This is a genomic window from Nakamurella sp. UYEF19, assembly GCF_040546275.1.
GTDB lineage: Bacteria > Actinomycetota > Actinomycetes > Mycobacteriales > Nakamurellaceae > Nakamurella.
In genome coordinates this window covers 567,018-591,856 of record NZ_JBEPNO010000001.1, presented here as the reverse complement: position 1 = coordinate 591,856, position 24,839 = coordinate 567,018, and the positions used below count along the sequence as shown (strand labels likewise).

The 24,839-nt window shown below is 68.0% G+C and carries 26 protein-coding genes; 8 read left to right on the top strand and 18 right to left on the bottom strand.

All coding sequences use genetic code 11. The annotated features are described in order from the left end of the window. Positions 1-984, top strand: coding sequence for a hypothetical protein (locus ABIB25_RS02800; protein ID WP_354526871.1), 984 nt, complete (start codon positions 1-3; stop codon positions 982-984). Here the strand turns inward: ABIB25_RS02800 and ABIB25_RS02795 are convergent. The 5 genes from ABIB25_RS02795 to ABIB25_RS02775 all read right to left on the bottom strand — a co-directional run bounded on the left by ABIB25_RS02795 (position 959) and on the right by ABIB25_RS02775 (position 7,270). Further along, entirely contained in the window at positions 959-1,579 is a 621-nt protein-coding gene (locus ABIB25_RS02795; protein ID WP_354526870.1) for a class I SAM-dependent methyltransferase, read from the bottom strand. The two genes, ABIB25_RS02800 and ABIB25_RS02795, sit on opposite strands and share 26 nt — an antisense overlap. Beyond that, positions 1,579-2,427, bottom strand: coding sequence for an enoyl-CoA hydratase/isomerase family protein (locus ABIB25_RS02790; RefSeq protein WP_354526869.1), 849 nt, complete (start codon positions 2,425-2,427; stop codon positions 1,579-1,581). The genes ABIB25_RS02795 and ABIB25_RS02790 overlap by 1 nt, the downstream gene beginning before the upstream one ends. 75 nt (positions 2,428-2,502) lie before the next feature. Next, complete coding sequence (locus tag ABIB25_RS02785; protein ID WP_354526987.1) at positions 2,503-2,703, bottom strand: helix-turn-helix domain-containing protein; 201 nt, start codon at positions 2,701-2,703, stop codon at positions 2,503-2,505. Between the two features lie 285 nt (positions 2,704-2,988). Continuing rightward, complete coding sequence (locus ABIB25_RS02780; RefSeq protein WP_354526867.1) at positions 2,989-4,602, bottom strand: ABC-F family ATP-binding cassette domain-containing protein; 1,614 nt, start codon at positions 4,600-4,602, stop codon at positions 2,989-2,991. A gap of 319 nt (positions 4,603-4,921) precedes the next feature. Further along, the gene (locus ABIB25_RS02775; protein ID WP_502919737.1) at positions 4,922-7,270 is read right to left on the bottom strand and encodes a Tex family protein; all 2,349 of its coding nucleotides are present in this window, start codon (positions 7,268-7,270) and stop codon (positions 4,922-4,924) included. A gap of 171 nt (positions 7,271-7,441) precedes the next feature. Here ABIB25_RS02775 and ABIB25_RS02770 point away from each other — a divergent pair, with 171 nt between their 5' ends. Beyond that, positions 7,442-7,741, top strand: a complete 300-nt coding sequence (locus tag ABIB25_RS02770; RefSeq protein ID WP_354526865.1) for an SCO4848 family membrane protein — start codon at positions 7,442-7,444, stop codon at positions 7,739-7,741. A 193-nt stretch (positions 7,742-7,934) separates the two neighbouring features. Here ABIB25_RS02770 and ABIB25_RS02765 read toward each other — a convergent pair whose 3' ends face one another. After that, the gene (locus ABIB25_RS02765; RefSeq protein WP_354526864.1) at positions 7,935-8,318 is read right to left on the bottom strand and encodes a hypothetical protein; all 384 of its coding nucleotides are present in this window, start codon (positions 8,316-8,318) and stop codon (positions 7,935-7,937) included. A gap of 143 nt (positions 8,319-8,461) precedes the next feature. On the opposite strand from ABIB25_RS02765, the gene ABIB25_RS02760 reads away from it, so the two are divergent. Both ABIB25_RS02760 and ABIB25_RS02755 read left to right on the top strand, forming a co-directional pair. Beyond that, complete coding sequence (locus ABIB25_RS02760) at positions 8,462-8,734, top strand: hypothetical protein (protein ID WP_354526863.1); 273 nt, start codon at positions 8,462-8,464, stop codon at positions 8,732-8,734. Further along, entirely contained in the window at positions 8,698-9,102 is a 405-nt protein-coding gene (locus tag ABIB25_RS02755) for a hypothetical protein (RefSeq protein ID WP_354526862.1), read from the top strand. Before ABIB25_RS02760 ends, ABIB25_RS02755 begins: the two co-directional genes overlap by 37 nt. Here ABIB25_RS02755 and ABIB25_RS02750 read toward each other — a convergent pair. The 12 genes from ABIB25_RS02750 to ABIB25_RS02695 all read right to left on the bottom strand — a co-directional run bounded on the left by ABIB25_RS02750 (position 9,099) and on the right by ABIB25_RS02695 (position 20,125). Beyond that, entirely contained in the window at positions 9,099-9,797 is a 699-nt protein-coding gene (locus tag ABIB25_RS02750) for an acVLRF1 family peptidyl-tRNA hydrolase (protein ID WP_354526861.1), read from the bottom strand. The two genes, ABIB25_RS02755 and ABIB25_RS02750, sit on opposite strands and share 4 nt — an antisense overlap. Beyond that, positions 9,794-11,275 (bottom strand): deoxyguanosinetriphosphate triphosphohydrolase family protein, encoded by a 1,482-nt coding sequence (locus ABIB25_RS02745; RefSeq protein WP_502919736.1) that lies wholly within the window; start codon positions 11,273-11,275, stop codon positions 9,794-9,796. The genes ABIB25_RS02750 and ABIB25_RS02745 overlap by 4 nt, the downstream gene beginning before the upstream one ends. Positions 11,276-11,361: 86 nt before the next feature. Then, positions 11,362-11,742, bottom strand: coding sequence for a type II toxin-antitoxin system VapC family toxin (locus tag ABIB25_RS02740; protein ID WP_354526859.1), 381 nt, complete (start codon positions 11,740-11,742; stop codon positions 11,362-11,364). After that, the gene (locus ABIB25_RS02735; protein WP_354526858.1) at positions 11,739-11,993 is read right to left on the bottom strand and encodes a type II toxin-antitoxin system VapB family antitoxin; all 255 of its coding nucleotides are present in this window, start codon (positions 11,991-11,993) and stop codon (positions 11,739-11,741) included. Before ABIB25_RS02735 ends, ABIB25_RS02740 begins: the two co-directional genes overlap by 4 nt. 52 nt (positions 11,994-12,045) lie before the next feature. After that, entirely contained in the window at positions 12,046-13,029 is a 984-nt protein-coding gene (locus tag ABIB25_RS02730) for a DMT family transporter (RefSeq protein ID WP_354526857.1), read from the bottom strand. A gap of 198 nt (positions 13,030-13,227) precedes the next feature. Beyond that, entirely contained in the window at positions 13,228-13,593 is a 366-nt protein-coding gene (locus ABIB25_RS02725; protein WP_354526986.1) for a metal-sulfur cluster assembly factor, read from the bottom strand. A 294-nt stretch (positions 13,594-13,887) separates the two neighbouring features. After that, on the bottom strand, positions 13,888-14,334 hold the full coding sequence (sufU, locus tag ABIB25_RS02720; protein WP_354526856.1) for a Fe-S cluster assembly sulfur transfer protein SufU: 447 nt from the start codon (positions 14,332-14,334) through the stop codon (positions 13,888-13,890). Between the two features lie 12 nt (positions 14,335-14,346). Next, on the bottom strand, positions 14,347-15,705 hold the full coding sequence (locus ABIB25_RS02715; protein ID WP_354526855.1) for a cysteine desulfurase: 1,359 nt from the start codon (positions 15,703-15,705) through the stop codon (positions 14,347-14,349). Further along, positions 15,702-16,493 (bottom strand): Fe-S cluster assembly ATPase SufC, encoded by a 792-nt coding sequence (gene sufC / locus ABIB25_RS02710; RefSeq protein WP_354526854.1) that lies wholly within the window; start codon positions 16,491-16,493, stop codon positions 15,702-15,704. Before sufC ends, ABIB25_RS02715 begins: the two co-directional genes overlap by 4 nt. 64 nt (positions 16,494-16,557) lie before the next feature. Beyond that, on the bottom strand, positions 16,558-17,796 hold the full coding sequence (gene sufD, locus ABIB25_RS02705) for a Fe-S cluster assembly protein SufD (RefSeq protein WP_354526853.1): 1,239 nt from the start codon (positions 17,794-17,796) through the stop codon (positions 16,558-16,560). A gap of 2 nt (positions 17,797-17,798) precedes the next feature. Further along, positions 17,799-19,274, bottom strand: coding sequence for a Fe-S cluster assembly protein SufB (gene sufB, locus ABIB25_RS02700; protein WP_354526852.1), 1,476 nt, complete (start codon positions 19,272-19,274; stop codon positions 17,799-17,801). Then, entirely contained in the window at positions 19,271-20,125 is an 855-nt protein-coding gene (locus ABIB25_RS02695; RefSeq protein WP_354526851.1) for a helix-turn-helix transcriptional regulator, read from the bottom strand. The genes sufB and ABIB25_RS02695 overlap by 4 nt, the downstream gene beginning before the upstream one ends. Before the next feature lie 259 nt (positions 20,126-20,384). On the opposite strand from ABIB25_RS02695, the gene mptB reads away from it, so the two are divergent. The 4 genes from mptB to ABIB25_RS02675 are packed head-to-tail and all read left to right on the top strand — an operon-like array spanning position 20,385 to position 24,829. Beyond that, positions 20,385-22,103 carry a polyprenol phosphomannose-dependent alpha 1,6 mannosyltransferase MptB gene (mptB, locus tag ABIB25_RS02690; RefSeq protein WP_354526850.1) on the top strand — a complete coding sequence of 573 codons (1,719 nt, stop codon included), beginning with the start codon at positions 20,385-20,387 and terminating at the stop codon, positions 22,101-22,103. Further along, the gene (locus tag ABIB25_RS02685) at positions 22,078-23,061 is read left to right on the top strand and encodes an ABC transporter ATP-binding protein (RefSeq protein ID WP_354526849.1); all 984 of its coding nucleotides are present in this window, start codon (positions 22,078-22,080) and stop codon (positions 23,059-23,061) included. The genes mptB and ABIB25_RS02685 overlap by 26 nt, the downstream gene beginning before the upstream one ends. Beyond that, positions 23,058-23,858, top strand: a complete 801-nt coding sequence (locus ABIB25_RS02680; RefSeq protein WP_354526848.1) for an ABC transporter permease — start codon at positions 23,058-23,060, stop codon at positions 23,856-23,858. Before ABIB25_RS02685 ends, ABIB25_RS02680 begins: the two co-directional genes overlap by 4 nt. Further along, on the top strand, positions 23,849-24,829 hold the full coding sequence (locus ABIB25_RS02675) for a COX15/CtaA family protein (protein ID WP_354526847.1): 981 nt from the start codon (positions 23,849-23,851) through the stop codon (positions 24,827-24,829). Before ABIB25_RS02680 ends, ABIB25_RS02675 begins: the two co-directional genes overlap by 10 nt. The last annotated feature ends 10 nt before the right edge of the window (positions 24,830-24,839 follow it).

Here is a 24,839-nt window from a genome sequence, read left to right as displayed (position 1 = left end):
ATGCCCAGGTCAGCGGTCAGGGCGGGGACGCTCGGTCTGCTGGCTTTCGCCGTGCTGTCGCTCGGACTCGCCCTGCGTGCGCCACTGACGACGACCGCTGTCGCGCTGATGGTGTTCGGAGTGCTCCACAACGTGCTCGAGCTCCGGTACATCGGGGGTCGGTTCAGCGCACTGCTCGGCAGGCCGCTGCTGCAGTTGCTGGTGGCCCTCATCACCGGCATTGTGCTCGTCCGGCTGGTCGGGGCCGCGTTCGGGCTGGCCTGGACGGTCCGGGCCGAGATCGTGCTGACGTACGGCATTCTCGGAACGGCAACCTGGTGGGGCCTGCGTCGCTACCGGTGGGCGGCGCTGGCGGGCGCGGTGGTGCTGTCGGGTGCACTGGCGGCGTCGCTGACCTGGCCGTCGTACCACGTCGTGGTGATCACGCACCTGCACAACCTGGTGCCGCTGGCCTTCCTCTGGGAGTTCTCCCGGGCGTTCACCCGTCGGGCGCGGACGTTGTTCCTGGCGGTCCAGCTGAGCTGGGTGGTGCTGGTGCCGGCCGTCATGCTGTCCGGTCTGCTCGACCGCTGGATGGCCGGAACAGCTGGGACGGTGCGGACCTTCGCGGCGATCCCGCAGGTGGTGGCCGCGGGCACCACCCTCCCGGGGACCTGGGGAACCACTGTTGGCATCCGTTTCCTGACGGTGTTCGCATTCCTTCAACTGATGCACTTCGTCGTCTGGGTGTTCTTCCTGCCGCGGTACGCGCCCGCCACCACGGCCGCGTTCGAACGACGGGTGCCGTGGCTCCGCGGCTGGCGTACCTGGGCACTCGGACTGGGCGCCGGCGCCGCACTGCTGCTGTTGTTCGTCGTGGACTACGGCCAGGGCCGCACCGTGTACTCCGCCCTGGCCAGCTATCACGCCTACCTCGAGCTGCCGGTGCTGGTGGTGATGCTGCTCAGCTTCGGCGTGGTCAGGGTCGCCGGTACACCGCGGTGAAGGTCGGGCCGCGGTCGGCACCGGGGAGTCCGACATCGTTCTCCTCCAACCGCTCGGTGATCAGACCCACGGTGGTGAACACCTGGAGATCCGCCCGGTCGAGGGGCCACGGCGGACCATCGAAGCGGTCGACGATCTCGTCCGTCAATCGATAGCACCGCACGTAGAGCCGCCCGCCGGGAGCGACCGTGCGGGCGATCTCGGTCGCACCAATTGGGCGCTCGTCGGCCGGAAGGCACTGCAGCGTACGGATTTCGATGACCAGGTCGAAACGCCCCGCCCAGCGGGACGGAAGCTCCAAGACGTCGGCCAGGACGTATTCGACGTCGGAATCCGGGTAGCGCTGATGGCACCGGTCGATCGCCGTCGGTGCCACGTCGAAGGCGGTGACCGCATATCCCCTGCGGGCCAACTCCTCGGCGTCGTCGCCCAGCCCGCAGCCGACCACCAGCGCACGGCCGCCGGCCGACGCGGGCAGAGTATCGAGCAACTGCACCATGGCCGCGTTCGGCACGAGATTGGCCCAGGGTACCTCGTGCAGGTTGGATCCGGCCCGTAGATAGAAGTCCTCGAAGAGATCCGACTGCTTCGACATCAGCGCCCGCCGCCTGCCGCCAGCTCCCGCAGTCGTTTGACCTGCTCACTCTGCTCGGCCACCAGCTGATCCTCAGCGTTGAGCACGGTAGCGGAGCCGATGAGCCTGGTCACCGAGCGGCCCGCCTCCACGGGCACGGCCAGAATCGCGTCGACCAGGTCGCCGACCGCGACATCGAGGTCGGCAGCCGGCGCCGACACCAGGGCCAGGCCGATCCGGACCGCTTCCGGCGCACCGACCCGTCGGCCGGTCACGCAGATCTCCAACGCGCGTTGGTAACCGACCGCCCGGACCAGGGAGCCGGTGCCGCCGAGGTCCGGGACCAGACCGAGCCCCACCTCGGCCATGCAGAACTGGGCGTCGTCCGCGGCCACCACCAGATCGCAGGCCAGGGCCAGCTGGAAGCCCGCTCCGACCGCGTGCCCGCGGACCGCGGCGATCGAGACGAACGACGGGTCCGACAACCAGGTGAACCCGCGCTGGAAGTCGGCGATCATGTGATGCGCCACCGTGTCCGGCGCCGAGGCGATCTGCATCAGCACCGACTCCGGACCAGGGGTGAACATCGACCGGTCCAACCCGGACGAGAACGACTCGCCGGACCCGCGCACCACCACTACACGGATGTGAGCCGGCACCCGCGATCCGATGTACGCCAACGCCTCCCAGGTCGCCGGCAGCTGGGCGTTCCGGATGTCCGGGCGGTCGAGGGTGATCGTCAGGACCGTGCCCGTCACCTCGACGGCCAGCCGACCGCGGGCGAGCAGTTCGTCATCGAACGATCGCGCCCCGGCCAGGTGGGGGGAAGGTGCCGCGTTCGCCGGGAAAGGTGCAGAGGGTGTCGTCACCGGTCCATTGGTACCAGACCGGTGTTCGCCGACGGCCCTCTACGGGCCGGGCTCGGCACGTCCGGTCGGATGCCGCTACTTCTTCTTCGTGCGGGTGGCGCCGCCGCGACCCCGCAGCGGTACGTCGGCGTCCACCAGCAATCGATGGACGAACCCATAGGACCGGCCGGTCCCGTCGGCGAGAGCCCTGATGCTCAGGCCCTTCTCGTACTTCCGCCGGAGATCGGTAGTCAGTTTGTCCCGCGCGGAGCCGGTGATCCTGGCTCCCTTGCGGATCGTGCCGGCCTTGCCCGGATCCGACTTGGTCTGTGTTGCTGGCGTTGATGGCGACTCTGCTACCACGTCCGCACCTTCTTCTGACATCGAGTCGGCCCGTCGGCGGACTGCAGGACAGTCCCACCCGGCGGCGTCGGCATGGGTGATCCACCCATGATCGAGCAGAACCGACCGGCCCGCCACTGCTGGCGCGGATTTGGTGGCCGGTGACGATCACCGCGTGCCAGGCCTCCCGGTTCGGGCGGAGTCGCAGGTCAGACGACGCTCGCCCGGCACGAGGCAGACTCAGGCGAGCTCGACGAGATCGAGGTAATCGGCGGACCAATGGTCCTCGCTGCCGTCGGGCAGCAGGATGACCCGCTCCGGGTGCAGGGCCGCAACGGCTCCGGGATCGTGGGTGACCAACACGACGGCGCCGGCGTAACGGCGCAGCGCGTCCAGCACCTGCTCCCGGCTGGCCGGATCGAGGTTGTTGGTCGGCTCGTCGAGCAGCAGCACGTTGGCGGCCGACGAGACAAGCCCGGCCAGCGCCAGCCGGGTCTTCTCGCCACCGGAGAGCGTGCCGGCACGTTGTTCCAGCTGCTCGCCGGTGAACAGGAACGAACCGAGCAGATTGCGCAGCTCCTGCGCCCCGGCGTCGGGAGCGGCGCTGCGGATGTTCTCCCAGACGGAGCGATCCGGATCCAGCGTCTCGTGCTCCTGGGCGTAGTAGCCGAGCTTGAGTCCGTAACCCGGCTCGACGGCCCCGGTGTCGGGCTTCTCCCGTCCGCCGAGCAGCTTGAGCAGGGTGGTCTTGCCGGCACCGTTGAAACCGAGCACCACCACCCGGCTGCCGCGGTCGATGGCCAGGTCGACGCCGGTGAAGATCTCCAACGAGCCGTAGTGCTTGGACAGGTTCTTGGCGGTGAGCGGGGTCTTGCCGCAGGAAGCCGGCTCCGGAAATCGGATCTTGGCGACCTTGTCCGAGACGCGGACCTCGTCGAGGTTGGAGATCAGGGCCTCTGCCCGGCGCACCATCTGGTGGGCGGCAGCGGCCTTCGTGGCTTTGGCTCCGAGCTTGGCCGCCTGCGTCATCAGGACGGACGCCTTCTTCTCGGCGTTGGCGCGCTCGCGGCGGCGGCGCTGCTCGTCGGTGGCGCGGGCTTCCAGGTAACGGCCCCACGTCATGTTGTAGACGTCGAGCTCGCCGCGGACGGCGTCGAGGAACCAGACCTTGTTGACCACCGCCGCCAGCAGCTCGACGTCGTGCGAGATGATCACCAGCCCGCCGGTGAAGCCCTTGAGGAAGTCACGGAGCCAGGTGATCGAGTCGGCGTCGAGGTGGTTGGTGGGTTCGTCGAGCAGCAGCATGGTGCCGTCGCCGGCATCGGCCGCCGCGAACAGGATCCGGGCCAGCTCGACCCGACGGCGCTGACCGCCGGACAGGGTGCGCATCGGCTGCTCGAGAATGCGATCCGGCAGTCCGAGGTTGGACGTGATGCGGGCGGCCTCGGACTCGGCTGCGTAGCCCCCAAGGGTGGAGAAGCGCTCCTCGATCCTGCCGTAGCGCTCGACGGCGTCCTCCGCTTCCTTGCCCGTGAGCTCGGCCATCTGGATGTGGACCTTCTCCAGTTGAGCGACCAGCACGTCGAGGCCACGGGCGGAGAGGACACGGTCGCGGGCCGTCATGTCGAGATCGCCCTCGCGGGGATCCTGGGGCAGGTAGCCGAGTGGGCCGCTGATGGCGACGTTCCCACCGTAGGGAGCGCGCTCACCGGCCAGCACCCGGAGACTCGTGGTCTTGCCGGCGCCATTGCGCCCGACCAGGCCGACGCGGTCGCCGTGCTGGAGGCGGACGGTGGTGTCGGCCAGCAGGATCCGCGTCCCGGCCCGGAGTTCGAGGCCGGTTGCAGTGATCACGTGTTCCGATTCTACCGGGGATACGCCTGATGCCCCGCCAACACGGCGACCGACCGGGTGAGCCTGCCCACGTCCCGCGCTTCGCGCCTGCTGCTGTGCTCCGCGGGTGCTGCTGTGCCCCGCGCATGCTGCTGTGCTCCGCGGGTGCTGCTGTGCTCCGCGGGTACTGCTGTGCCCCGCGCATACGAATGTGCCCGGCGCATACGGTTCGGCCCGAAAATTGCCCTTGACGCGACGTTTCGAGCAGATCTGTATGCGCCGGGCAGCAGCGCCGGGCAGTCCAGCAGCGCCGCGCAGCACCAGCGGGCAGGCGGGGGGACTACCTGCCGAAGCCGGCCTTGCGGAGGGCGTCGGCGAGAGAGCCGGCGGCGGGGGCGGGTTCCGGCTGCCGGGCGGACGGTTGACCGGTACGGCCCTGCCGGGAGTCCCGGCCCCGCTCCGGACGCGGCCCGGACTGGTTGCGCGGTGCCTTCGCGCCCGGCTCGTCATCCAGTCGAAGGCTCAGCGAGATCCGCTTGCGCGCAGGATCGACCTCCATCACCTTGACCTTGACGACCTGCCCGGACCTGACCACCTCTCGCGGGTCGCTGATGAACTTGTTGCTCATCGCGGACACGTGCACCAGTCCGTCCTGGTGCACGCCGACGTCGACGAAGGCCCCGAAGGCGGCCACGTTCGTCACCACACCCTCGAGCACCATGCCGACCCGCAGATCGGCGATCTTCTCGACCCCGTCGGCGAAGGTGGCGGTGGTGAACGCCGGCCGAGGGTCACGGCCCGGCTTCTCAAGTTCGGACAGGATGTCGGTGACGGTCGGCACGCCGAAGGTGTCGTCGACGAACTTCTCCGGGGCGAGCCCGCGCAGGAGCGTGGTGTTGCCGATCAGGTCGTCGAGGCCGGTACCGGTGGCCGCGAGGATCCTGCGGACCACCGGGTATGCCTCGGGGTGCACGCTGGACCGGTCCAGCGGGTCAGCTCCCCCGGTAATGCGCAGGAAGCCTGCGCACTGCTCGTAGGCCTTCGGCCCGAGTCGCGGCACGTTCTTGAGCGAACCTCGAGAAGTGAAGGGACCGTTGCTGTCCCGGTGATGAACGATGTTCTCGGCGAGGGTGGTGGTGACACCGGAGACCCGCGCCAACAGCGGCACCGACGCGGTGTTCACGTCGACGCCGACCGCGTTGACGCAGTCCTCCACGACCGCGTCCAAGGATTTGGCCAGCATGGATTCGGCCAGATCGTGCTGGTACTGCCCGACTCCGATCGACTTCGGGTCGATCTTCACCAGTTCGGCCAGCGGGTCCTGCAGCCGTCTCGCGATGGACACCGCTCCCCGGATCGACACGTCCAGGTCTGGGAGTTCGGCCGACGCGTAGGCGCTTGCCGAGTAGACCGAGGCGCCCGCCTCGGAAACGACGATCTTCGTCAGGCCCGGGACGCGGGCGATGAGCTCGGTCGCCAGGCGGTCCGTCTCCCGCGACGCGGTGCCATTGCCGATGGAGACCAGCTCCACACCGTGGGTGACGACGAGCTGGTGCAGCGCCGCCAACGCTGTGTCCCACCGGTTGTGCGGCTGGTGGGGATAGATGGTGTCGATCGCGACGACCTTGCCGGTGCCGTCGACCACCGCGACCTTCACTCCGGTCCGGAAGCCGGGATCCAGTCCGAGCGTCGGTCGGCTCCCGGCGGGTGCGGCCAGGAGCAGATCCCTCAGATTGGAGGCGAAAACGCCGGCGGCAGCCTGTTCGGCGGCCTGGCGCAGTCGCATCCTGACGTCGATGCCCAACGACACCGAAAGTCGCGTCCGCCAGGCCCACCGGACTGTCTCGCGCAACCACTTGTCCGCCGGCCGGCCGTGGTCGGCGATGCCGAAGCGGGCTGCGATCCGGCGCTCGTAATCGGTGGGTGAGGTGTCCAGCGGATCTTGTGTCTGCACGTCGGGGCTCACCGAGACGGCGAGGATGTCGTCTTTCTCGCCGCGGAACATGGCCAGCACCCGGTGCGAGGGCAGGGTGGTCAGCTTCTCGGAGAAGTCGAAGTAGTCGGAGAACTTGGCGCCGTCCTCCTCCTTCCCCTTGAGCATCGAGGAGACGAGTCGGCCGCGGGTCCAGAGCAGCTCGCGGAGCCCTCCCACCAGGTCGGCGTCCTCGCCGAACCTCTCGACCAGGATCGCGCGCGCACCCAGCAGTGCTTCGGCGACGTCGGCGACGCCCTTGTCCCCGTCGACGTAGCCGGCGGCCAGCGACTCCGGGCTCTGGCCGGGATCCTCGAGCAGGGTCAAAGCCAGTGGCTCGAGGCCGGCCTCCCGGGCGATCTGCGCCTTCGTCCGCCGCTTGGTCTTGAACGGGAGGTAGATGTCCTCCAGCCGGGCCTTGGTATCGGCGGCCGCCAGGCTTCGCTCCAACGCCTGCGTGAGCTTGCCCTGTCCGCTGATCGACTCGATGATCGCGGCCCGCCGGTCGTCGAGTTCCCGCAGGTAGGTCAAGCGTTCCTCGAGGTCGCGCAGCTGGACGTCGTCCAGGGTTCCGGTGACCTCCTTGCGATACCGGGCGATGAAGGGCACGGTGGCTCCACCGTCCAGCATCCCGATCGCCGCGACGACCTGCCACTCCTGCACGCCCAGTTCGGCCGCGATGCGGGCGCTGACCGACGGGATCGGGGTGCTCTGGATGGTTGCGTCCGGCGAAACGGGGGCTGGTGTCGTCACGGGGAAGCATTCTGCCCTGGGACGGTGACCTCAGATGCCCGCCGCCCCCTGTTGCCGGGTCAAGCTCCTATTCCGGCGGGCCGGCTGTCCGTTGCCTCACAGCCCCGGGCTCAGCTTCGGGCGGATACTGCAGGAGTGATTCTTACCCGTGGTTGGTCCTTGTTCCTGGTGGCGGTCGGAGTGTTCAACTGGGCCATCTGGCCACGCTTCTCTGTCGCCATCTGGCAGGACCAGCGCGCGTGGACGGGTTCCATCGGACACTCCTCACCGACTGCGTTCCTGCTGGTGCACGCGGTGCTGGTGATCACGGCGGTGGTGGTGGGCACCATCGTCGGCACCCTGGGCGTCCGCGGTTTCCTGGCCGACCGGCGCATTCGGGCCGGTCGTCGTCCGGTCGTGGCCGGGGCTGTCCCGACCGCCCCGGCCAACGGCTGAGCCCACACCGATGTGCTGAGGCCCGCCGACGACCGCGGGTGCTCGGTCGCGACGGCGGGGTCCCGGCGGCTGTGGTGGGTACGCGGCCGGCAGCGGCACGGCCGGAGTCGCCATAGTCATTCCGTGAGCATTCGGAGGTCGTACCCGCCCCAGCGGCCGGCCTCGTCGAACCACCCGAATTCTGTCACCAGGATCAACCAGCCGCGGTGGTGGCCCGTCGGAGATGATTGCTGTGGCGCCAGGCCAGTATCCGGTTGAGTTCACTGCTGCCCATCACGGTCAATCCGGGTCGCACGATGACCGTCACCACCTGAAACCTGATGGGAAACGCGTCGTCCGGAATGGGCATTCGCCTCGTGGCCGCGCGCAATAGCTTGCTCGAGCCATCCCTGGGCGGCTCCCGGCAGTCCACGCTCAGCGCCTCGACATGACGGACCGCCATCTCCGTCGCACCATTCTCGACCAGCACCAGCAGAATCAGCCCTTCCCGCAGCGGATGGTCCACCGCCACCTCGGCCAAGAGGGCTCCGGGGTCACGGATTTCGTCCGCGGAAATTTCATCGGCGTGGAGTTCCATGCCGATGATTGTTGCGAATCGAAGATCAAGAATTCGAGGTTGTCCACACTCATCGCGGTCGACCACCGAATTGTGGGCAAGGACCGCCCGTGCTCGCCCCGAGCTGCCACGATGCTGACCAACTCGGACAAAGGGAGCGACCCATGGGATACACCACGGACTTCATCGGCCACATCGAAATCGAACCGCCATTGAATCAGCACGAGCAGGCCTACCTTGCCGCATTCGCCGGTTCGCGCCGCTGCCAAACTCGTAGCGGCCCCTATGACGTGCCGGGCAATCCGGCCGCCGACGACATCGAGTGGGACTCGAAATCCCCCTGGACCGCAGCCGAGACCGATCAATACAACGCGGTGGTGGCGGGTCAACCTGGCCTGTGGTGTGGTTGGGCCGTTGGCTGGTCGGCACGTGCCTGACCTACGACGGGCTGGAAAAGTTCTACCGCTCGATCGAATGGTTGGAGTATCTCATCGAACATTTCCTCAGACCCGGTGCTCAGGCGTCCGCCACCGGCTTGCCGTACTTCGAGATGTTCACTTTTGATCATGTCCTGGACGGCGTGGTGGCAGCCAATCGCCGCGACAGTCGCGAACTGTACGTGGTCGACGTCGAGGACAACAAGGTCTCGAAAGTGCTGCTCCGACAGGGTGATCCGATGGATTGGGAGTGGGAGACCCTGCCCTACGAAGACCGACTCGATCGCCAGCGGGACGAGAACAAGCGCCGGCGGCGACCCCGACCGCCCCGACGGGTGGTGGGTCCGGCCACGCATCCTCTCGCCTAGACCGGTCCGGTCAGCCGGGCCGCCTCCTCCCGGGTGCGGACGACTATTCGCACCACGAGGCTGCGCTCGGCGACCGCGTCGAGCACCGCTCGACGCGGTTCGGGAATGTCGCCGAACATTCGAGAAGGCAACTGCGCCAGCGGTTGCAGCGCCGGCTCGGCCATCACCTTGCGGATCGCCGAGGCATCTCCGGCCAGCACAAGACCACCGAATCGTCCGACGAAGGGCAGCAGGACGCGGGCGGCCGTCGAGGCGGCGTCATCAAGCGACGCCGTCAGCTGATTGCCGCGACGTCTCGCGTACCGCTGCTGTGACCAGCCGCCAGCGGCCGTCCGACCCTGCAGATAGGCCCGGTCAGTGGAGGAACTCAGGACCACACCGTCCTTCGCGGTCCCGACGGAGTGAGCTCCGCCACGAACCAGGATCACCCCGAGCAGACCGACGCTCGCGAGATGCGAGACGAGCGCCTCCACCGGTTCGCGAGAACCGATCGACATCGGCCCGAACGGCACCTCCAGGGTGGCCACGGTGCCGTCGCCGGCCAGCAGCTCCAGCCGGTCCGGATGCGCGACGAGATCGTCGACTCCGTTGTTGCGACCGGCGAACCGGTTGACCCAGCCGACGACCCGGTGGGCGGAGATCTCGACCTCGATCCCCCCGCCGGCCGCCGGTCGCGGGCGCCCGACGGCGCTCACAGTGCGGACCCGGCGTCCCAGAGGCGGGCGGTGTGGCCGGCGAGCGTGGCGGCCGAGTTCGCGGCACGGTCGTCGGTCAGGGAGGCGACGTAGTCGATGATTCCCCGACCTCGACCCCAGCGCACCAGGTCGTCGGGCGAACCACCTGGCTTGCCGGTACTGGTGATCAGCAGCTCAGGGTTCGTGACGGCCAACTGGTCGTAGGCATGGGTGGCCAGTTCGACCAGGTCGATGAGCCGACGGGGCGCCCGGCCGGCATCCACCGGGTCGGCCAGCCACGAGTCGAGATCGCCGACCAATTCGGCCATCACCTGACCCTGCCCGCGCTGGAACATGGCCAGATCCGGTCGATCCAACACGAAGCGTTGGTGGACGAACTTCAGGACGGCCACCTCGTGCCAGGCCTGACGGTCCAGCGAGACGTGCCCGGCCCGGGGCGGCGGGTCGGACGAGACCACCACCGAGTCCTGGAGGTGCGAGATCCAGCTGCGGGTGAACTCCCCCACCAACCGCTCGGCGGCCAGCGACGAATCGAAGGGAACTGCCAGCAACCCGTCCACCAGGTCGGTCCCGACCCGGCCGACGGCGACGGCGAACGCCTCGTCGTCGACCATCCACGCGTCCTTCGCGTGCAGCCGGCGGCGCAACAACTCGAGCGAGTTGCCGGGCAGGCGTTCGTTCGCCTTCAGCTCGTTCCGGTCCACCTTCTCCAAGTCGGACCGGTGCCGGTTCCAGGTACGGAACTCGGCGGAGACGGACGCGTGCTGCAGCACCCCCGCTCGGTGGAAGTCATCGAGATCGTGGAGGGAGTAGGCGATGTCGTCGGCGATGTCCATCACCGAGCACTCGGCCGTCTGCCGCCAGGGTTTGATCAGCGGGTAGGCGGCGAGCACCTCCGTCATCTCGCCGGCGTCCAGGACGTAGGCCGAGAACTTGCCGGAGCCGAATCCCTCCTCTCCCTGACCCCCGCCCTTGGGCGCGTGCGCGGCCGCGCTCGGATGCGGGTTCGGGACGCCATATCGCGCCCAGGGGTACTTGAGGACGGCCGCGCGGACGGCGGCGGTGAGGTTGAGGCCCTCGCCGCTCGTCCCGTGGACGTCGAGCTCGGTGACGATGCGGAACGTCTGGGCGTTGCCCTCGAAACCGTCGGCCAGCCCAAAACGGGATCTCGCGATCCGGTCCAGCACCCGTTCCCCGAGATGCCCGAAGGGCGGATGACCGAGATCGTGCGCGGTCGCCGCGGCCTGGATCACCACCGGGTCGCATCCACCCAGTTCGGCGAGCAGTTCCCGGTGCGGCCCGTAGTTCAGCTTCACCGCGATGGCGCGCGCGACAGCGGCGACCTTGATCGAGTGGGTCAACCTGTTCTGCACCGACTGCCCGGCGGCGCCCTGGGAGATCACCTGGGTGACCGCGGACAACCGGGAGAAGTAGGGCGAGAACCGGATGCGGTCCAGATCCTCCCGATACGCGGCCATCGCATCGCTGTCGTGCGGACCGCTGCGCCGGGCCAGGCGTGGGTCGGACGCTGGTGCTGCTGCACTCGCGGTCGTCGAGCCGGTCGTCACGGGGCCACCAATACGTCAGTCTGGGAGAAATCGTTGCCCTTGAACAACAAGGGCTCCCGCTTGTCGACGGCGAGCGCGTACGAGAAGCAGTCACCGAAGTTAAGTCTCGCCGGGTGCCCGGACCCGCGTCCGTACCGCCGATACGCGGTCCGAGCGAGCCTGGCCTGGGCCTCGGTCACCGGTTCGACCGTGATGCGTGCCATCGCGATGAAACGGTCGAGGGTCAGGTCGAGTGCCGGGCCAAGGACCAACGCCGTCTCCAGCAGGGTGGCGGCCGAGAGTCCATTGGTGCGCGCACGTTCGATGGCGGACTCGAACGAACGCCCTTCCGGTTCCAGCCGAACGACGGCCACGATCGCGGAGGCATCGAGAATCATCTGGGAAGACCGGTCTCCTCGTCGTAGAGGTCGGCGAACGGGTCGGGTGGGAGGTGTTGCACCAGCGGAGCCGCTTCCAAGGCCAGGGCGTGGAGCCGTTCTGCGATACCACTCCGATCGTTCGCGGTGTGCTCCAACTCCCGCTCAAGAGCCGATTCGATCACGCTCGTCATCGACCTACCCGATCTTTCGGACAGCAGCTTCGCCAACTCGTACACACGTGGGTTCTTGATGTTCAGGGTTGGCAACATGCCTCCTCGAGCCGGAGCGATCTGCCAGGATCTACCTGGGTAGAAAGCCAGTCTACCTGGGTAGAACCGGTTCTGCCGAGGGGGGTTTCGAGGTCTTGCCGGAAGGGGCCAGATAAAGCACCCCGATCGCTCCCAGCAGCAGAAGACCACCGAGCACGGTCAGCGCCGGGAGCGGCTCGGACAGCAGGACGACGGCGAGGATCGTCGCCGTGAGAGGTTCGATCAGGGTCAGCACCGACGCCACGCTGCTCGTGGTGGAGCGAAGGCCCGCATAGAACAACGCGTAGGCGAGCACGGTGGTGGCCGCGCCCAGGTAGACCAGTTGTCCGGCCGCCGAGCCGGTCACCACGAAGCCGGCACCTGAGAGAAGCGCGATCGGCAGCAGGGTGATGGCTCCGATGACGCTGCTCGTCGTGGTCATCACCAGCGGCGAGATACCCTGCGCTGCCCGTCGACTGACGATGGTGGTGAGCGCGTAGCTCAGACCGGAACCGACCGCGGCCAGCAGACCGAGACCGGGCCGGGGCGCGGCAGTGGTGGCCGCGCCGGACGAAGAGATCGCCACCAGCACCAGACCCGCTACCGCCGCGAGAATGACGAGAGCCGTTCTGGCACTGGGGAATCGGCGGGCCGACACGGCTTCGATGGCGGTGGTGATCACAGGGGCGATGCCGAGACTGACGACGGTGGACACGCCCACCCCGACGTCGGCCACGGAGATGAAATAGAGCACCTGGTAGACGCCGAGCCCGACGCCCGCGAGCACGAGCGACCCCGGGTGGGTACGCAGGCCGCGGACAGCCTCGCGGAGCTTGGGTCCGGACAGGATCAGCAACAGCAGGGCCGCCGTCAACAACCGGTAGAACCCGATCGCGATGGGGCCGAGCCCGGACGATTCGTGGAGTTGACGGACGACTACACCGGTGGTGCCCCAGAGGGCCGCGGCCAGGCTGATCTGGACGAGGCCCATGCGATGGCCGATGGCGGTGGTCGTGCGATTTCGGGCAGAGGCGAACAGGACAAGGGGATTCAACATGAGAACGGACTCCGGGGCAGAGGCTGACGATGGTCACGACATCTGTCGAAGCGCAGGGGTCAACCACCAAAGCCCGAAGGCTGAACTGGTCCCGCGACTCCGGTCAGCGACTCGGAGGAGGCAGGACGGCTCGGAGCTCATGCATCTCGGCAGCCTAGTGGAGCGGCCCGATGGCGCACACAGGATTGCCCGGGACGGTCAGATGTTGAAGCCAAGGGCGCGCAGTTGCTCGCGGCCGTCGTCGGTGATCTTCTCCGGACCCCACGGCGGAAGCCATACCCAGTTGATCTTGTAGTCGGCCACGAGTTCCTGGCCGGGACCCATGATCGCCGCGGCGACCTGGTCCTCGATCATGTCGGTGAGCGGGCAGGCCGCGCTGGTCAGCGTCATATCGATGGTGAGGGTCTTGGCCTCGTCGACGGTGAGGTCGTAGATCAGGCCGAGGTCGACGATGTTGACCCCGAGCTCGGGATCGACGACGTCGCGCAGCGCTTCCTCGATGTCCTCGATCAGGGCCTCGTCCACCGGCGCGCCGGCGACTGCGACCGCGGTCTTCTCCAGCACGGTGCTGTCGAGCGCCGCTGCACTCCGCGTTGCCCGGTCGTCCGTCGGGTGCTCGTGAACGGCGTGGTCGTAGCCCGCGTAATCGTGACCGGCGTGGTCGTGACCGGCGTGGTCGTGACCGGCGTGGTCGTGACCGGCGTGGTCGTGACCGGCGTGGTCGTGGGTCTGCGTGGACGGTTCGGTCATCGCCGCGCTCCTGTCTTCTCTTCGGTGCGAGGGGTATTGAAGGACTTCATCAGTTGACCGCCTGAACAACAGCGTCTTCGATCAAACAAATCCGATTCAAGGACTGCATCAGGCCACCGCCTGCACAGCAGCATCCTTGAATGCCATCCAGCCCAGTAGTGCGCACTTCACGCGTGCCGGATACTTCGAGACCCCGGCGAAGGCGATGCCGTCTCCCAGAGTGTCCTCGTCGCCGGCGATCTTGCCGCGGCTGGTCACCATCTTGTTGAACTCGTCCAGGGTGGCCAGCGCATCGGTCAGGGTGCGGCCGATGGTCAGGTCCGTCATCACCGAGGTCGCGGCCTGCGAGATCGAGCAGCCCATCGCGTCGTAGGAGATGTCCTGGACGATTGCATCCGTCCCGGGCCCGGACAGCTTGACCCGCAACGTGATCTCGTCACCGCAGGTCGGATTGACGTGGTGCACCTGCGTGTCGAAAGGGTCACGAAGGCCGTGGTGGTGGGGTGCCCTGTAGTGGTCCAGGATGATCTCCTGGTACAGCTGCTCCATCTGCATGTCCGGCTCTCCCTACTTCGCCGACGAATTCGCGCCGAAGAAGCGTCGCGCTTCGCGGACTGCGTCCACCAGCACCTCGACCTCGCCGGGTGTGTTGTACACGGCGAACGAGGCGCGCACCGTCGCTGCCACGCCGTACCGACGGTGCAGCGGCCACGCGCAGTGGTGGCCCACCCGTACTGCAACACCGGAATCGTCGAGAATCTGCCCGACGTCGTGCGCGTGCACTCCGTCGACGACGAACGACACCGCGCCACCGCGATCCGTCGTGTCCGGAGGACCGATGATGCGAACACCCGGTACTGCCGACAACTGTTGCAGCGCAAGCCCGGTCAGCTCGGCCTCGTGGGCGGCGACGTTCGCCATGCCCAGGGTTTCCAGGTAGTCGACGGCTGCACCCAGCCCGACGGCCTGCGAGGTCATCGGGACGCCGGCCTCGAACCGAGCCGGCGGTGCGGCGTAGGTGGAGTGGTCCATGAAGACCTGCTCGATCATCGAGCCGCCGGTGAGGAACGGCGGCATCTCCTCGAGTAGGTCGGAACGTCCATACAGACCACCGACGCCCGACGGTCCGAGCATCTTGTGACCGGAGAACGCCAAGAAATCCACTCCGAGTTGCCCTACGTCCACGCTGGTGTGCGGCACGGACTGGCAGGCGTCGAGCACGGTGAGCGCGCCGACCTCCCGGGCCGCCTCGACCAGGGTCGCCACCGGGTTGACGGTGCCGAGCACGTTGGACTGATGGCTGAAAGCGACCACCTTGGTTCGCTTGTTGATCAACGATCTGATGTCGGTCAGATCAAGTCGGAAGTCGTCCGTCACACCGAACCAGCGCAGCGTGGCACCGGTACGGCGACACAACTCCTGCCACGGGATCAGGTTGGCGTGATGCTCCATCTCGGTAATCAGGATCTCGTCACCGGGACCGACCGCGAAGCGCCCGAACGGACCGTCGGAACCTCCGCCGCCGCCCGCACCCGCAGTACCGACCGAAGCGTTGCCCAGCGAGTAGGCCACCAGGTTGATGGCTTCGGTGGCGTTCTTGGTGAAGATCAGTTCTTCCGGGCGGGAGGCGCCGATGAATGCCGAGATGCGTTCGCGCGCGTCCTCGTAGAAGTCGGTGGCCTCCTCGGCCAGAGCGTGAGCTCCGCGGTGCACCGCCGAGTGGTGCCCGGTGATGTACTCCTGCTCGGCGTCGATGACGGTGATCGGGCGCTGGGAGGTGGCTCCGGAGTCCAGGTACACCAAAGGCTTTCCGTCACGCACCGTCCGCGAGAGGATCGGGAAGTCGGCCCGGATCACCTCGACGTCGAACGAAGGGGTCGAGGGCTCGGCTTCGTCCAGATCCGTCACCTCGTCGAGCGCGGTCACACCGCGCCTGCTCCCGCGACACCGACGCCCGCGAAACGCACATAACCGTTCGCCTCGAGCTCATCGGCAAGGTCGGGTCCGCCGGACTCGACGATGCGGCCGGCCACGAAGACGTGCACGTGGTCGGGCTTGATGTAGCGCAGGATCCGGGTGTAGTGGGTGATCAGCAGGACACCCACCCCTTCCCCGCCTTCAGCAGACGAGGCCTTGTAACGGTTCACACCCTCGGAGACGATCCGCAGCGCGTCGACGTCCAGGCCCGAGTCGGTCTCGTCGAGCACCGCGATCTTCGGGCGGAGCAGCGACATCTGGAGGATCTCCTGACGCTTCTTCTCGCCGCCCGAGAAGCCTTCGTTGACGTTGCGGTCGGCGAAGGTCGGGTCGATCTCGAGGTCGGTCATCGCGGACTTGACCTCCTTGACCCACTTGCGGATCGGCGGGGCCTCGCCGCGGACGGCAGTGGCGGCGGTCCGCAGGAAGTTCGACGTCGAGACACCCGGGATCTCGACCGGGTACTGCATGGCCAGGAAGAGTCCGGCGCGGGCGCGGGCGTCGACCGTCATGGCGAGTACGTCCTCCCCGTCGAGCGTGACGGTCCCTGACGTGACCTGGTACTTCGGATGCCCGGCCAGCGAGTACGCCAACGTCGACTTGCCGGAACCGTTGGGCCCCATGATCGCGTGGGTCTCTCCGGACGTCACCGTGAGGTCGACGCCGCGAAGGATCTCCTGCGGACCGTCCTCGGTGTGCACGGAGACGTGCAGATCGCGGATCTCGAGTGTTGACATGGGAAACTCCATCTTTGCTGCGAGGGGAGGGGCACAGCCCGACCCGTGAAATGGGAAGTGGCTGCTAGATGCCGATGATGGCGAGCTCGGCCTCGATCGTCGCGGTGGCCCGCTCGACCACCGACTCGACGCCGAGTTGGTGCAGGACCTCGCCGAAGAAGCCACGCACCACCAGGCGGCGGGCGATCGGCTCCGGGATGCCACGCGAGAGCAGGTAGAACAGCTGCTCGTCGTCGAAGCGACCGGTAGCACTGGCGTGGCCGGCGCCGACGATCTCGCCGGTCTCGATCTCCAGGTTCGGCACCGAGTCGGCACGCGCACCCTCGGTCAGCAACAGGTTCCGGTTCATCTCGTACGTGTCGGTACCCTCGGCAGTCGCCCTGATGAGCACGTCGCCGACCCAGACCGTGTGGGCCGACCTGCCCTGCAGCGCACCCTTGTACAGCACCCGGGACTTGCAGTGCGGGGCGTTGTGATCCATGAACAGGCGGTGCTCGAGGTGCTGGCCGGCGTCGGCGAAGTAGACGCCGAGCATCTCGGCGTCGCCGCCCGGTCCGTCGTAGGTGACCGACCCGACCACCCGGACCAGGTCACCGCCGAACGTCAGCGCAGCGTGCTTGACGGTCGCGTCGCGACCCACCAGCACGTGGTGGTGCGACAGATGAACGGCGTCGTCCGCCCAGTTCTGCTCGGAGACGTAGGTGAGATTCGCACCGTCACCGACGACGATCTCGACGTTCTCCGAGACGGTTGCGGAGCCCTCGTAGGCCACGACGACCTGGGCCCGCGCGTGGTGACCGACCCGGACCACCAGGTGGGCGGCGACCGCCTCGTCGATCGAGTTGCCGTGAAACGTGACGACCACGGGAGCCGCAGTGCTGACCTCCGGCGCGATGTCGATCAGGAACACCGAATCGGCCTCGTGGTACGTCCGCGCCGAGGCGTAGTCGATCGGCAGGTACTTCGAAAGACCTTTGACAGCAACGGCTTCCGCCCCGGAGAGGGACGCCGCCGTCACACCGTCCTGACCCTGCACAGTAATGCTGAAGACCGAACCGGCAGTGACGTTCCCCGTCGCGCCGCTCGCCCTGAAGGCGGCGTCGCTGTGCAGACCGCGGAGGCGGCGCAGCGGCGTGAACCGCCAGGCCTCCTCGCGGCCGGTGATCGGCCGGTGGTCGGCGAGGTCGAGGGACCCGTCGCGGCTCGCATGCGAGCCGACGCCGACATTGCGGCCACCGACGACGGTCTCGGCGACGTGATCCCCGACGACGACCGGACGATCCTGGACAACTGGGGTGGCCACGCTCAGCCCACCGACCCTTCCATCTGCAGTTCGATCAGGCGGTTCAGTTCCAACGCGTACTCCATCGGGAGTTCGCGGGCGATCGGCTCGATGAAGCCGCGAACGATCATCGCCATCGCCTCGTCCTCGGTCAGGCCGCGGCTCATCAGATAGAAGAGCTGCTCCTCGCTGACCTTGGACACCGTCGCCTCGTGTCCCATCGACACGTCGTCCTCGCGGACGTCGACGTAGGGGTACGTGTCGCTGCGGGAGATCGTGTCGACCAGCAGCGCGTCGCACTTGACCGTCGACTTGCTGTGGTGCGAGCCGGGATTGACCCGGACCAGACCGCGGTAGGACGTACGACCGCCACCACGTGACACCGACTTGGAGATGATGTTGGACGAGGTGTGCGGGGCCAGGTGCAGCATCTTGGCACCGGTGTCCTGGTGCTGTCCCTCGCCGGCGAAGGCGATCGACAGGACCTCGCCCTTGGCGTACTCCCCCGTCATCCAGACGGCCGGATACTTCATGGTGACCTTGGAGCCGATGTTGCCGTCCACCCACTCCATGGTGGCGCCGGCTTCGGCCTTCGCGCGCTTGGTGACCAGGTTGTAGACGTTGTTCGACCAGTTCTGGATGGTCGTGTAACGGCAGCGGCCACCCTTCTTGACGATGATCTCGACGACGGCGGAGTGCAGCGAGTCCGACTTGTAGATCGGCGCGGTGCAGCCCTCGACGTAGTGCACGTAGGCGTCCTCGTCGACGATGATCAGCGTGCGCTCGAACTGGCCCATGTTCTCGGTGTTGATCCGGAAGTAGGCCTGCAGCGGGATCTCGACGTGCACGCCCTTCGGGACGTAGACGAACGAGCCACCCGACCAGACGGCGCTGTTCAGTGCGGAGAACTTGTTGTCGCCGGACGGGATGACGCTGCCGAAGTACTCCTGGAACAGCTCCGGGTACTGCTTCAGCGCGGAATCGGTGTCCAGGAAGATGACGCCCTGGTCCTCGAGCTCCTTCTGGATGGAGTGGTAGACGACCTCCGACTCGTACTGGGCGGCGACACCGGAGACGAGGCGCTGCTTCTCGGCCTCCGGGATGCCCAGCTTCTCGTAGGTGTTCTTGATGTCCTCGGGAAGGTCCTCCCAGCTCGTCGCCTGCTTCTCGCCGGAGCGCACGAAGTACTTGATGGTGTCGAAGTGAATGCCGGACAGGTCGGCGCCCCAGGTGGGCATCGGCTGACGTTCGAACAGCTTCAGGGCCTTGACCCGGAAGTCGGTCATCCACTGCGGTTCGCTCTTCTTGTCGGAGATGTCGCGCACGACGGCCTCGTTGATGCCGCGCTTGGCAGCGGCACCGGCGACGTCGGAGTCCGACCAGCCGAATGCGTAGTGACCCAGGGAGTCGATGGCCTGCTCCTGGGTCAGCGCTGTCGGATCGACAGCGGTCGTCTCGAAAACAGTGGTGTCGCGGACTCGCTCCGGAGCAGTCGTCATGACGGGTCCTTCCCTGTGGCGCTCGTGATGCGGTGAGATTGGTCGTGCGGTGCAGCGTTGTTCGGTGCAGCATCGTGCAGTGAAGCGGTGTTCGGTGCAGCGGCGGCGATGGTGCTGAGCGGCAGCAGCTGGTGCGGTTGGTGCGCCGCCGGGATGAAGGTCGTGCAGAAGGAGTCGCCCCGGGCGATCGTCGCCAAACGCTGGGCATAGGTTCCCAACACCTGCGTGATGACTGTCATTTCCTCTTCGCAGAGCTGGGGAAACCTGGTGGCCACGTGGGCCACCGGACAGTGGTGCTGGCAGAGCTGCTGTCCGATGCCGACTTCCTGGACGGAGGCGGCGAATCCCGCCCCGGTCAGCGCTCGGGCCAGGATCTCCGCCTTCGCAGGCACATCGACTGCTGCCGCCAGCTCGCCACGGACGCCGTCGACGATGCCTTCGGCGCGGCGACGGGCAAAGGTGGCGACCGCGTCGGGACCGCCGACGTCCGAGAGGAACTCGAGCGCCTCGATCGCCAGGGCGTCGTAGGAGTGCGGGAGACGGGTGCGACCGATCTCGGTCAGCAGGTAGGTGCGGGCGGGGCGTCCCCGGCCGCGGCGACCAAGGGTGCTGGCCTCGCGGCTGATGACGGCACCCTCGGCGAGCAGTTGCTCGAGATGGCGGCGGATGGCGGCCGAGGAGAATCCGATGCGCTCGGCGAGTGCGGCCGCGGTGAGCGGGCCATGCGCCAGCAGCAGCTGGACGACTGCCTCGCGGGTCCTGACCTCGGCTACGGCGTCGTAGGAAACTGCATCGACGGAGCCGACGGACGGCATGCGACTGCCGGCCTTCTCCTCGATCGATGTTTTCACAACACCAGTGTGACCTTTTTCCAGCCGAAGATCAAAGAGCTCAGCCGGTCAGAATAAACACACCTGCCCACTGGAGGCAAGCCTTACCTATCTTTCCGGCACTAGGTTGCACCGCCAGGTTGCCCCGCCAGGTTGCCCCGCCGAGATCAGCGCGCATACAGAATCGTCCGCGAACCAGACAAACGGCACTAGTTTCGGCACAACGGTATGCGCCGGGCAGATCGGTATGCGCGGAACAGGGTGCTTCTAGACTGCGGCGATGACCATCGGCGGATCGACGACGTCGGCCGAGCCGCGGCCCGGAGCGCTGAACCCGGCCGAACGCCGCCAGTTGTCACGGTTGCGGCGGTGGGGAACGACGGGCGCCCTGCTGATGATGGTCGGATCGACCTCGTCCTACGGCGCCGCGACCCCGATCCCCAATCCGGTCGACGGCCTGCGCATCCTGGGTCTGCTGTCCCGGATCGGCCCGGCCGCCCTCGCGGTGTCGTACTCGGGCATCGGACTGGTGGTCGTCTGCTGGTTCCTGATCGGCAGACTGACCGCCCCGGGCCGGACACGCCGGCTGTCCCGGACCCAGCTCACCCACACGCTGGCCATGTGGGTGGTCCCGTTCCTGGTCACGCCACCGATCTTCTCGCGCGACGTCTACTCGTACCTGGCCGTCGGCGCGATGATGGTGCACGGCGACAACCCGTACCAGTCGGGCCCGTACGACACGCTCGGGGACAGCAATGCCCTCGCCCACCAGGTCGACGCACGGTGGCAGCACACCTCGTCGCCCTACGGGCCCGCCTACCTCCTGATCGCCAAGGGCGTCGTGCTGATCTCGGGCAACCACGTCATCCTCGGTGTGCTGGTGCAACGCTTCGTCGAGCTCATCGGCGTGGCGCTGATCGTGTGGGCACTGCCCCGCCTGGCCCGGCGATGCGGCAAGGACCCGGTCAGTGCACTCTGGCTCGGCGCTCTCAACCCCCTGCTGCTGTTCCACCTGGTCGCCGGTGGTCACAACGAGGCGCTGATGATCGGTCTGATGCTGTCCGGACTCGAGATCGCGCTGCAGACCGGCTGGAACGGCACTGCCGGTCGGTGGTCGGTCCTGGCCGGCTCGGACACCCTGCGCACGGCGGCCGGCACAGCGATGATCACCGCCGCCGTCGGCATCAAGGTGACGGCCGCGATGGCTCTGGCCTTTCTCGCCATCGCCCTGGCCAGGCGGGCCGGCGGGCGTTGGCCGGATCTCTTCCGGTCCGCCGGGTTGCTCGGCGGAGTTGCCTTGCTCACCTTCGGCGTCCTGACGCTGCTGGCCGACGCCGGCTTCGGATGGATCAGCGCGTTGTCGGCCCCGGGCAGCGTCCGCTCGTTCCTGTCGTTCTCCACCAGCCTCGCCGTCGGGGCGGGACAGATCGGGCTGCTGCTCGGACTGGGCGATCACACCACGGGGACCATCGAGGTGATGCAGCCCCTGGGCACGGCGGTCGGCGGGGCGGTAGCGGTTCTGATCATGTGGCAATGCTGGCAGCGCCGCGTCGAACCGATTCAGGGGCTCGGCATAGCCCTCGGGGCGTTTGTGCTGCTCAGCCCGGTAATCCAGCCGTGGTACCTGCTGTGGGCGGCCTTACCGCTCGCTGCCTCCACCGGTCTTTCGCGGTACCGAAGGGCGACCATCTGGCTCACCGCGTTCTTCTCCGTGATCATCATGCCCAACGGCGCCACGATCCCCGTGTTCACCATCGTCCAGGCGGTGCTGGTGGCGGCGTTCGTGGTTGGCGGTGTGCTGCTGGCCCTGCGTCGATCCGGGCTGCCGGAGACCGATCCCGCGCCCGGCGGGCTGCTGCATCCGGTCACCGGGGTCACCGGCGTCAGCGCCGGCGTCGTGATTGACGTCCCACCGGCCGAGCTCGATTCCACCCCGGTCGCCGGGAATCCCTATCCTCGGAATCGTGACACCGATGCACACGGGCCCCACCGCGGCTGAGCCCCAGAGTTCCGCCCCCGGACGCGCTGACGGCATCCCGGATTCAGACGCGATCATCGTCGAGGGGCTGCACCGTCGGTTCGGTGACGTGGCGGCGGTCAACGGGTTGTCCTTCCGCCTGCCCCGTGGATCCCTCTTGGCCCTGCTCGGGCCGAACGGCGCGGGCAAGACCACCACCGTCGAGATCTGCGAGGGCTTCACCAGGGCCGACGCCGGCCAGGTGCGCGTGCTCGGGCTCGATCCGTGGCGGCAGGGTGGAGCGCTGCGGCCCCGGATCGGCGTCATGCTGCAGGCCGGCGGCGCGCACGCCTCGGCTCGGACGGGCGAGATGCTCGGCCTGATGGCGCGCTGCTCGGCCAACCCGCTCGACCCGGCCTGGTTGCTGGACGTCCTCGGCCTGTCGTCCTCCGCGAGGACGCCGGTGCGCCGGCTGTCCGGCGGTCAGGCCCAGCGGCTGAGCCTGGCGATGGCCCTGGTCGGGCGACCGGAGATGCTCTTCCTGGACGAGCCGACGGCCGGCATGGATCCGCAGGCCCGCCATCTGGTCTGGGATCTGCTGCGCGCCGCCCGGGCCGACGGGGTGTCCATCCTCTTGACCACGCACCTGCTCGACGAGGCGGAGTTGCTGGCCGACCGCATCGTCATCATCGACAACGGCCGCAGCGTCGCCGACGGCACGCCCGAGGAGCTGACCGGCGGTAGCTCCTCCCAGCTGCGGTTCACCGCCAGCCCCGGTCTCGACCTCGATCTACTGAGAAGGGCTCTCCCCCTTGGCTTCCGGGTCGTCGAGAGCACACCGGGCCGCTACCTGCTGGAGGGCGACATCGTGCCGGCCACCATGGCCACCGTCACGTCGTTCTGCGCCAGGGTCGGCGTGATGCCCTCCGGGCTGCAGGTCGGCGCTCGCTCGCTCGACGAGGTCTACCTGGAACTGACCGGCAAGGAGCTGCGCGGATGACGGATCTCAAGACGACCGGGACCGGTCCGGTGTTCGCGCCGGGCGCGTTCACCGCCGACCCTCGCCGTGCCCCGGGATGGCAGATGGTCAGGGCCGCCTCCGGGCTGGAACTGAAGATGCTGCTGCGCAACGGGGAGCAGTTGCTGCTGGCCCTGATCATCCCGCTGGCGGTGCTGATCGGACTGACCTCGGTCTCCATCGCAGACCTCGCCTCGCCGCGTATCGCGACCGTCACGCCCGGTGTGCTGGCCCTCGCGATCATGTCGACGGCCTTCACCTCGCAGGCCATCACCACCGGGTTCGACCGCCGCTACGGAGTGCTCAAACGACTCGCCGCAGCGGGTGTCGGCCGCCCCCTGCTGATCGCGGGCAAGTGCGGCGCCGCGCTGGTGGTGATCGTCGGGCAGTGGGTCGTGCTGGGCGCGGTCGCGTTGATCATGGGCTGGCATCCGCACGGCAACCCGGCCTGGCTCGTCCTGCTCGTGCTGCTCGGGGCCGCCGCCTTCATCGGCCTCGCGCTGCTGCTCGGCGGGACGCTGCGGGCCGAAGCGGTACTGGCCCTGGCCAACCTGATCTGGTTCGCCATGATTCTGGTCGGGGGCGTGATCATCCCGCTGACCAAGGCGCCGCACTGGCTCCGCGTCATCGGCGAGCTGACGCCGGCCGGCGCACTGTCGGACGGTCTCCACGCGGTTCTGCAGAACGGCGTCGGCCCGGCTGCGCTCAGCGTGCTGGTGCTCGCCGGATGGGTCGTCGTCGGCTGGGCCGGGACAGTACGGTGGTTCCAATGGCAGTGATCATCGATTCCAAGGCGGCCAGCGCCGCGCCCGCAGCGCCCCCGCCCTGGTGGCGCCGGTGGCCGACCAACCGGGTGCAACGCATCCTCGCGTGGCTCGCGGTGATCACCAACGGCGGGATCGCCGTGACGGGCGCCACCGTCCGGGTCACCGGATCCGGGCTCGGCTGCATCACCTGGCCGCAGTGCCAGCCCGGGTCTCTGGCACCCGTTTCACGCTCCGGTCTTGCGGCCTTCCACCAGGCCATCGAGTTCGCCAACCGGACGCTGACCGGGGCGGTGCTGGTGCCCTCGCTCGGCATCTTCCTGGCCCTGCTGCTGGCGCCGGCCGGCCGGCGCAGACTCACCGTCATCGCTGCGGTCCTGCCGTTCGGCGTGCTGGTCCAGGCGGTCTGGGGCGGCATCACGGTGTACACCGGTCTGGCTTGGTGGACCGTCGCGCCGCACCTGCTCCTCTCCCTCGCCCTGCTGTTCGTCGCGATCGTGGTGCTGGTCCGGGTGCGCGAGTCCGACGCACCGGCGGTGCCGACCGTGGCCCGGCCGCTGCAGCTGCTCACCTGGGCGACCGTCGGAGTGCTCGTGCTGCTCTGCATGGCCGGCACCCTGGTCACCGCGGCCGGACCACACAGCGGCGACGCGAATACCCCGCGGCTCGACGTCTCCGTGGAGAAGCTCGCCCAGCTGCATGCGGACCTGATGTTCCTCTACTTCGGGCTGCTCATCGCCATGACGGTCGGGTTCCTCGCAGTTCACGCGCCACGCCGGCTGATGCGACGGGCGATCCTCCTGCTCGTCGTGACCGCTGCTCAGGGCCTCATCGGCCTGGTTCAGTACGCCACCGGGGTACCGGAAGCGCTGGTCGTCTCCCACGTGCTCGGTGCCGTCATGCTGACGGCGACCGCTGCATCGGTAGCGCTGGCCACCCGCACCCGGCCGCCGACGGCGTCACCGTCAGCGTTGCCGGCGCACTGAGCCGGTCCAC

Coding starts and splice junctions, on each gene's coding strand:
- ABIB25_RS02800 (WP_354526871.1), top strand. CDS start 1: ATGCCCAGGTCAGCGGTCAGGGCGGGGACGCTCGGTCTGCTGGCTTTC.
- ABIB25_RS02795 (WP_354526870.1), bottom strand. CDS start 1,579: ATGTCGAAGCAGTCGGATCTCTTCGAGGACTTCTATCTACGGGCCGGA.
- ABIB25_RS02765 (WP_354526864.1), bottom strand. CDS start 8,318: ATGGAACTCCACGCCGATGAAATTTCCGCGGACGAAATCCGTGACCCC.
- ABIB25_RS02760 (WP_354526863.1), top strand. CDS start 8,462: ATGGGATACACCACGGACTTCATCGGCCACATCGAAATCGAACCGCCA.
- ABIB25_RS02745 (WP_502919736.1), bottom strand. CDS start 11,275: ATGGCCGCGTATCGGGAGGATCTGGACCGCATCCGGTTCTCGCCCTAC.
- ABIB25_RS02740 (WP_354526859.1), bottom strand. CDS start 11,742: ATGATTCTCGATGCCTCCGCGATCGTGGCCGTCGTTCGGCTGGAACCG.
- ABIB25_RS02735 (WP_354526858.1), bottom strand. CDS start 11,993: ATGTTGCCAACCCTGAACATCAAGAACCCACGTGTGTACGAGTTGGCG.
- ABIB25_RS02730 (WP_354526857.1), bottom strand. CDS start 13,029: ATGTTGAATCCCCTTGTCCTGTTCGCCTCTGCCCGAAATCGCACGACC.
- sufU (WP_354526856.1), bottom strand. CDS start 14,334: ATGCAGATGGAGCAGCTGTACCAGGAGATCATCCTGGACCACTACAGG.
- sufC (WP_354526854.1), bottom strand. CDS start 16,493: ATGTCAACACTCGAGATCCGCGATCTGCACGTCTCCGTGCACACCGAG.
- sufB (WP_354526852.1), bottom strand. CDS start 19,274: ATGACGACTGCTCCGGAGCGAGTCCGCGACACCACTGTTTTCGAGACG.
- mptB (WP_354526850.1), top strand. CDS start 20,385: ATGACCATCGGCGGATCGACGACGTCGGCCGAGCCGCGGCCCGGAGCG.
- ABIB25_RS02685 (WP_354526849.1), top strand. CDS start 22,078: ATGCACACGGGCCCCACCGCGGCTGAGCCCCAGAGTTCCGCCCCCGGA.
- ABIB25_RS02680 (WP_354526848.1), top strand. CDS start 23,058: ATGACGGATCTCAAGACGACCGGGACCGGTCCGGTGTTCGCGCCGGGC.
- ABIB25_RS02675 (WP_354526847.1), top strand. CDS start 23,849: ATGGCAGTGATCATCGATTCCAAGGCGGCCAGCGCCGCGCCCGCAGCG.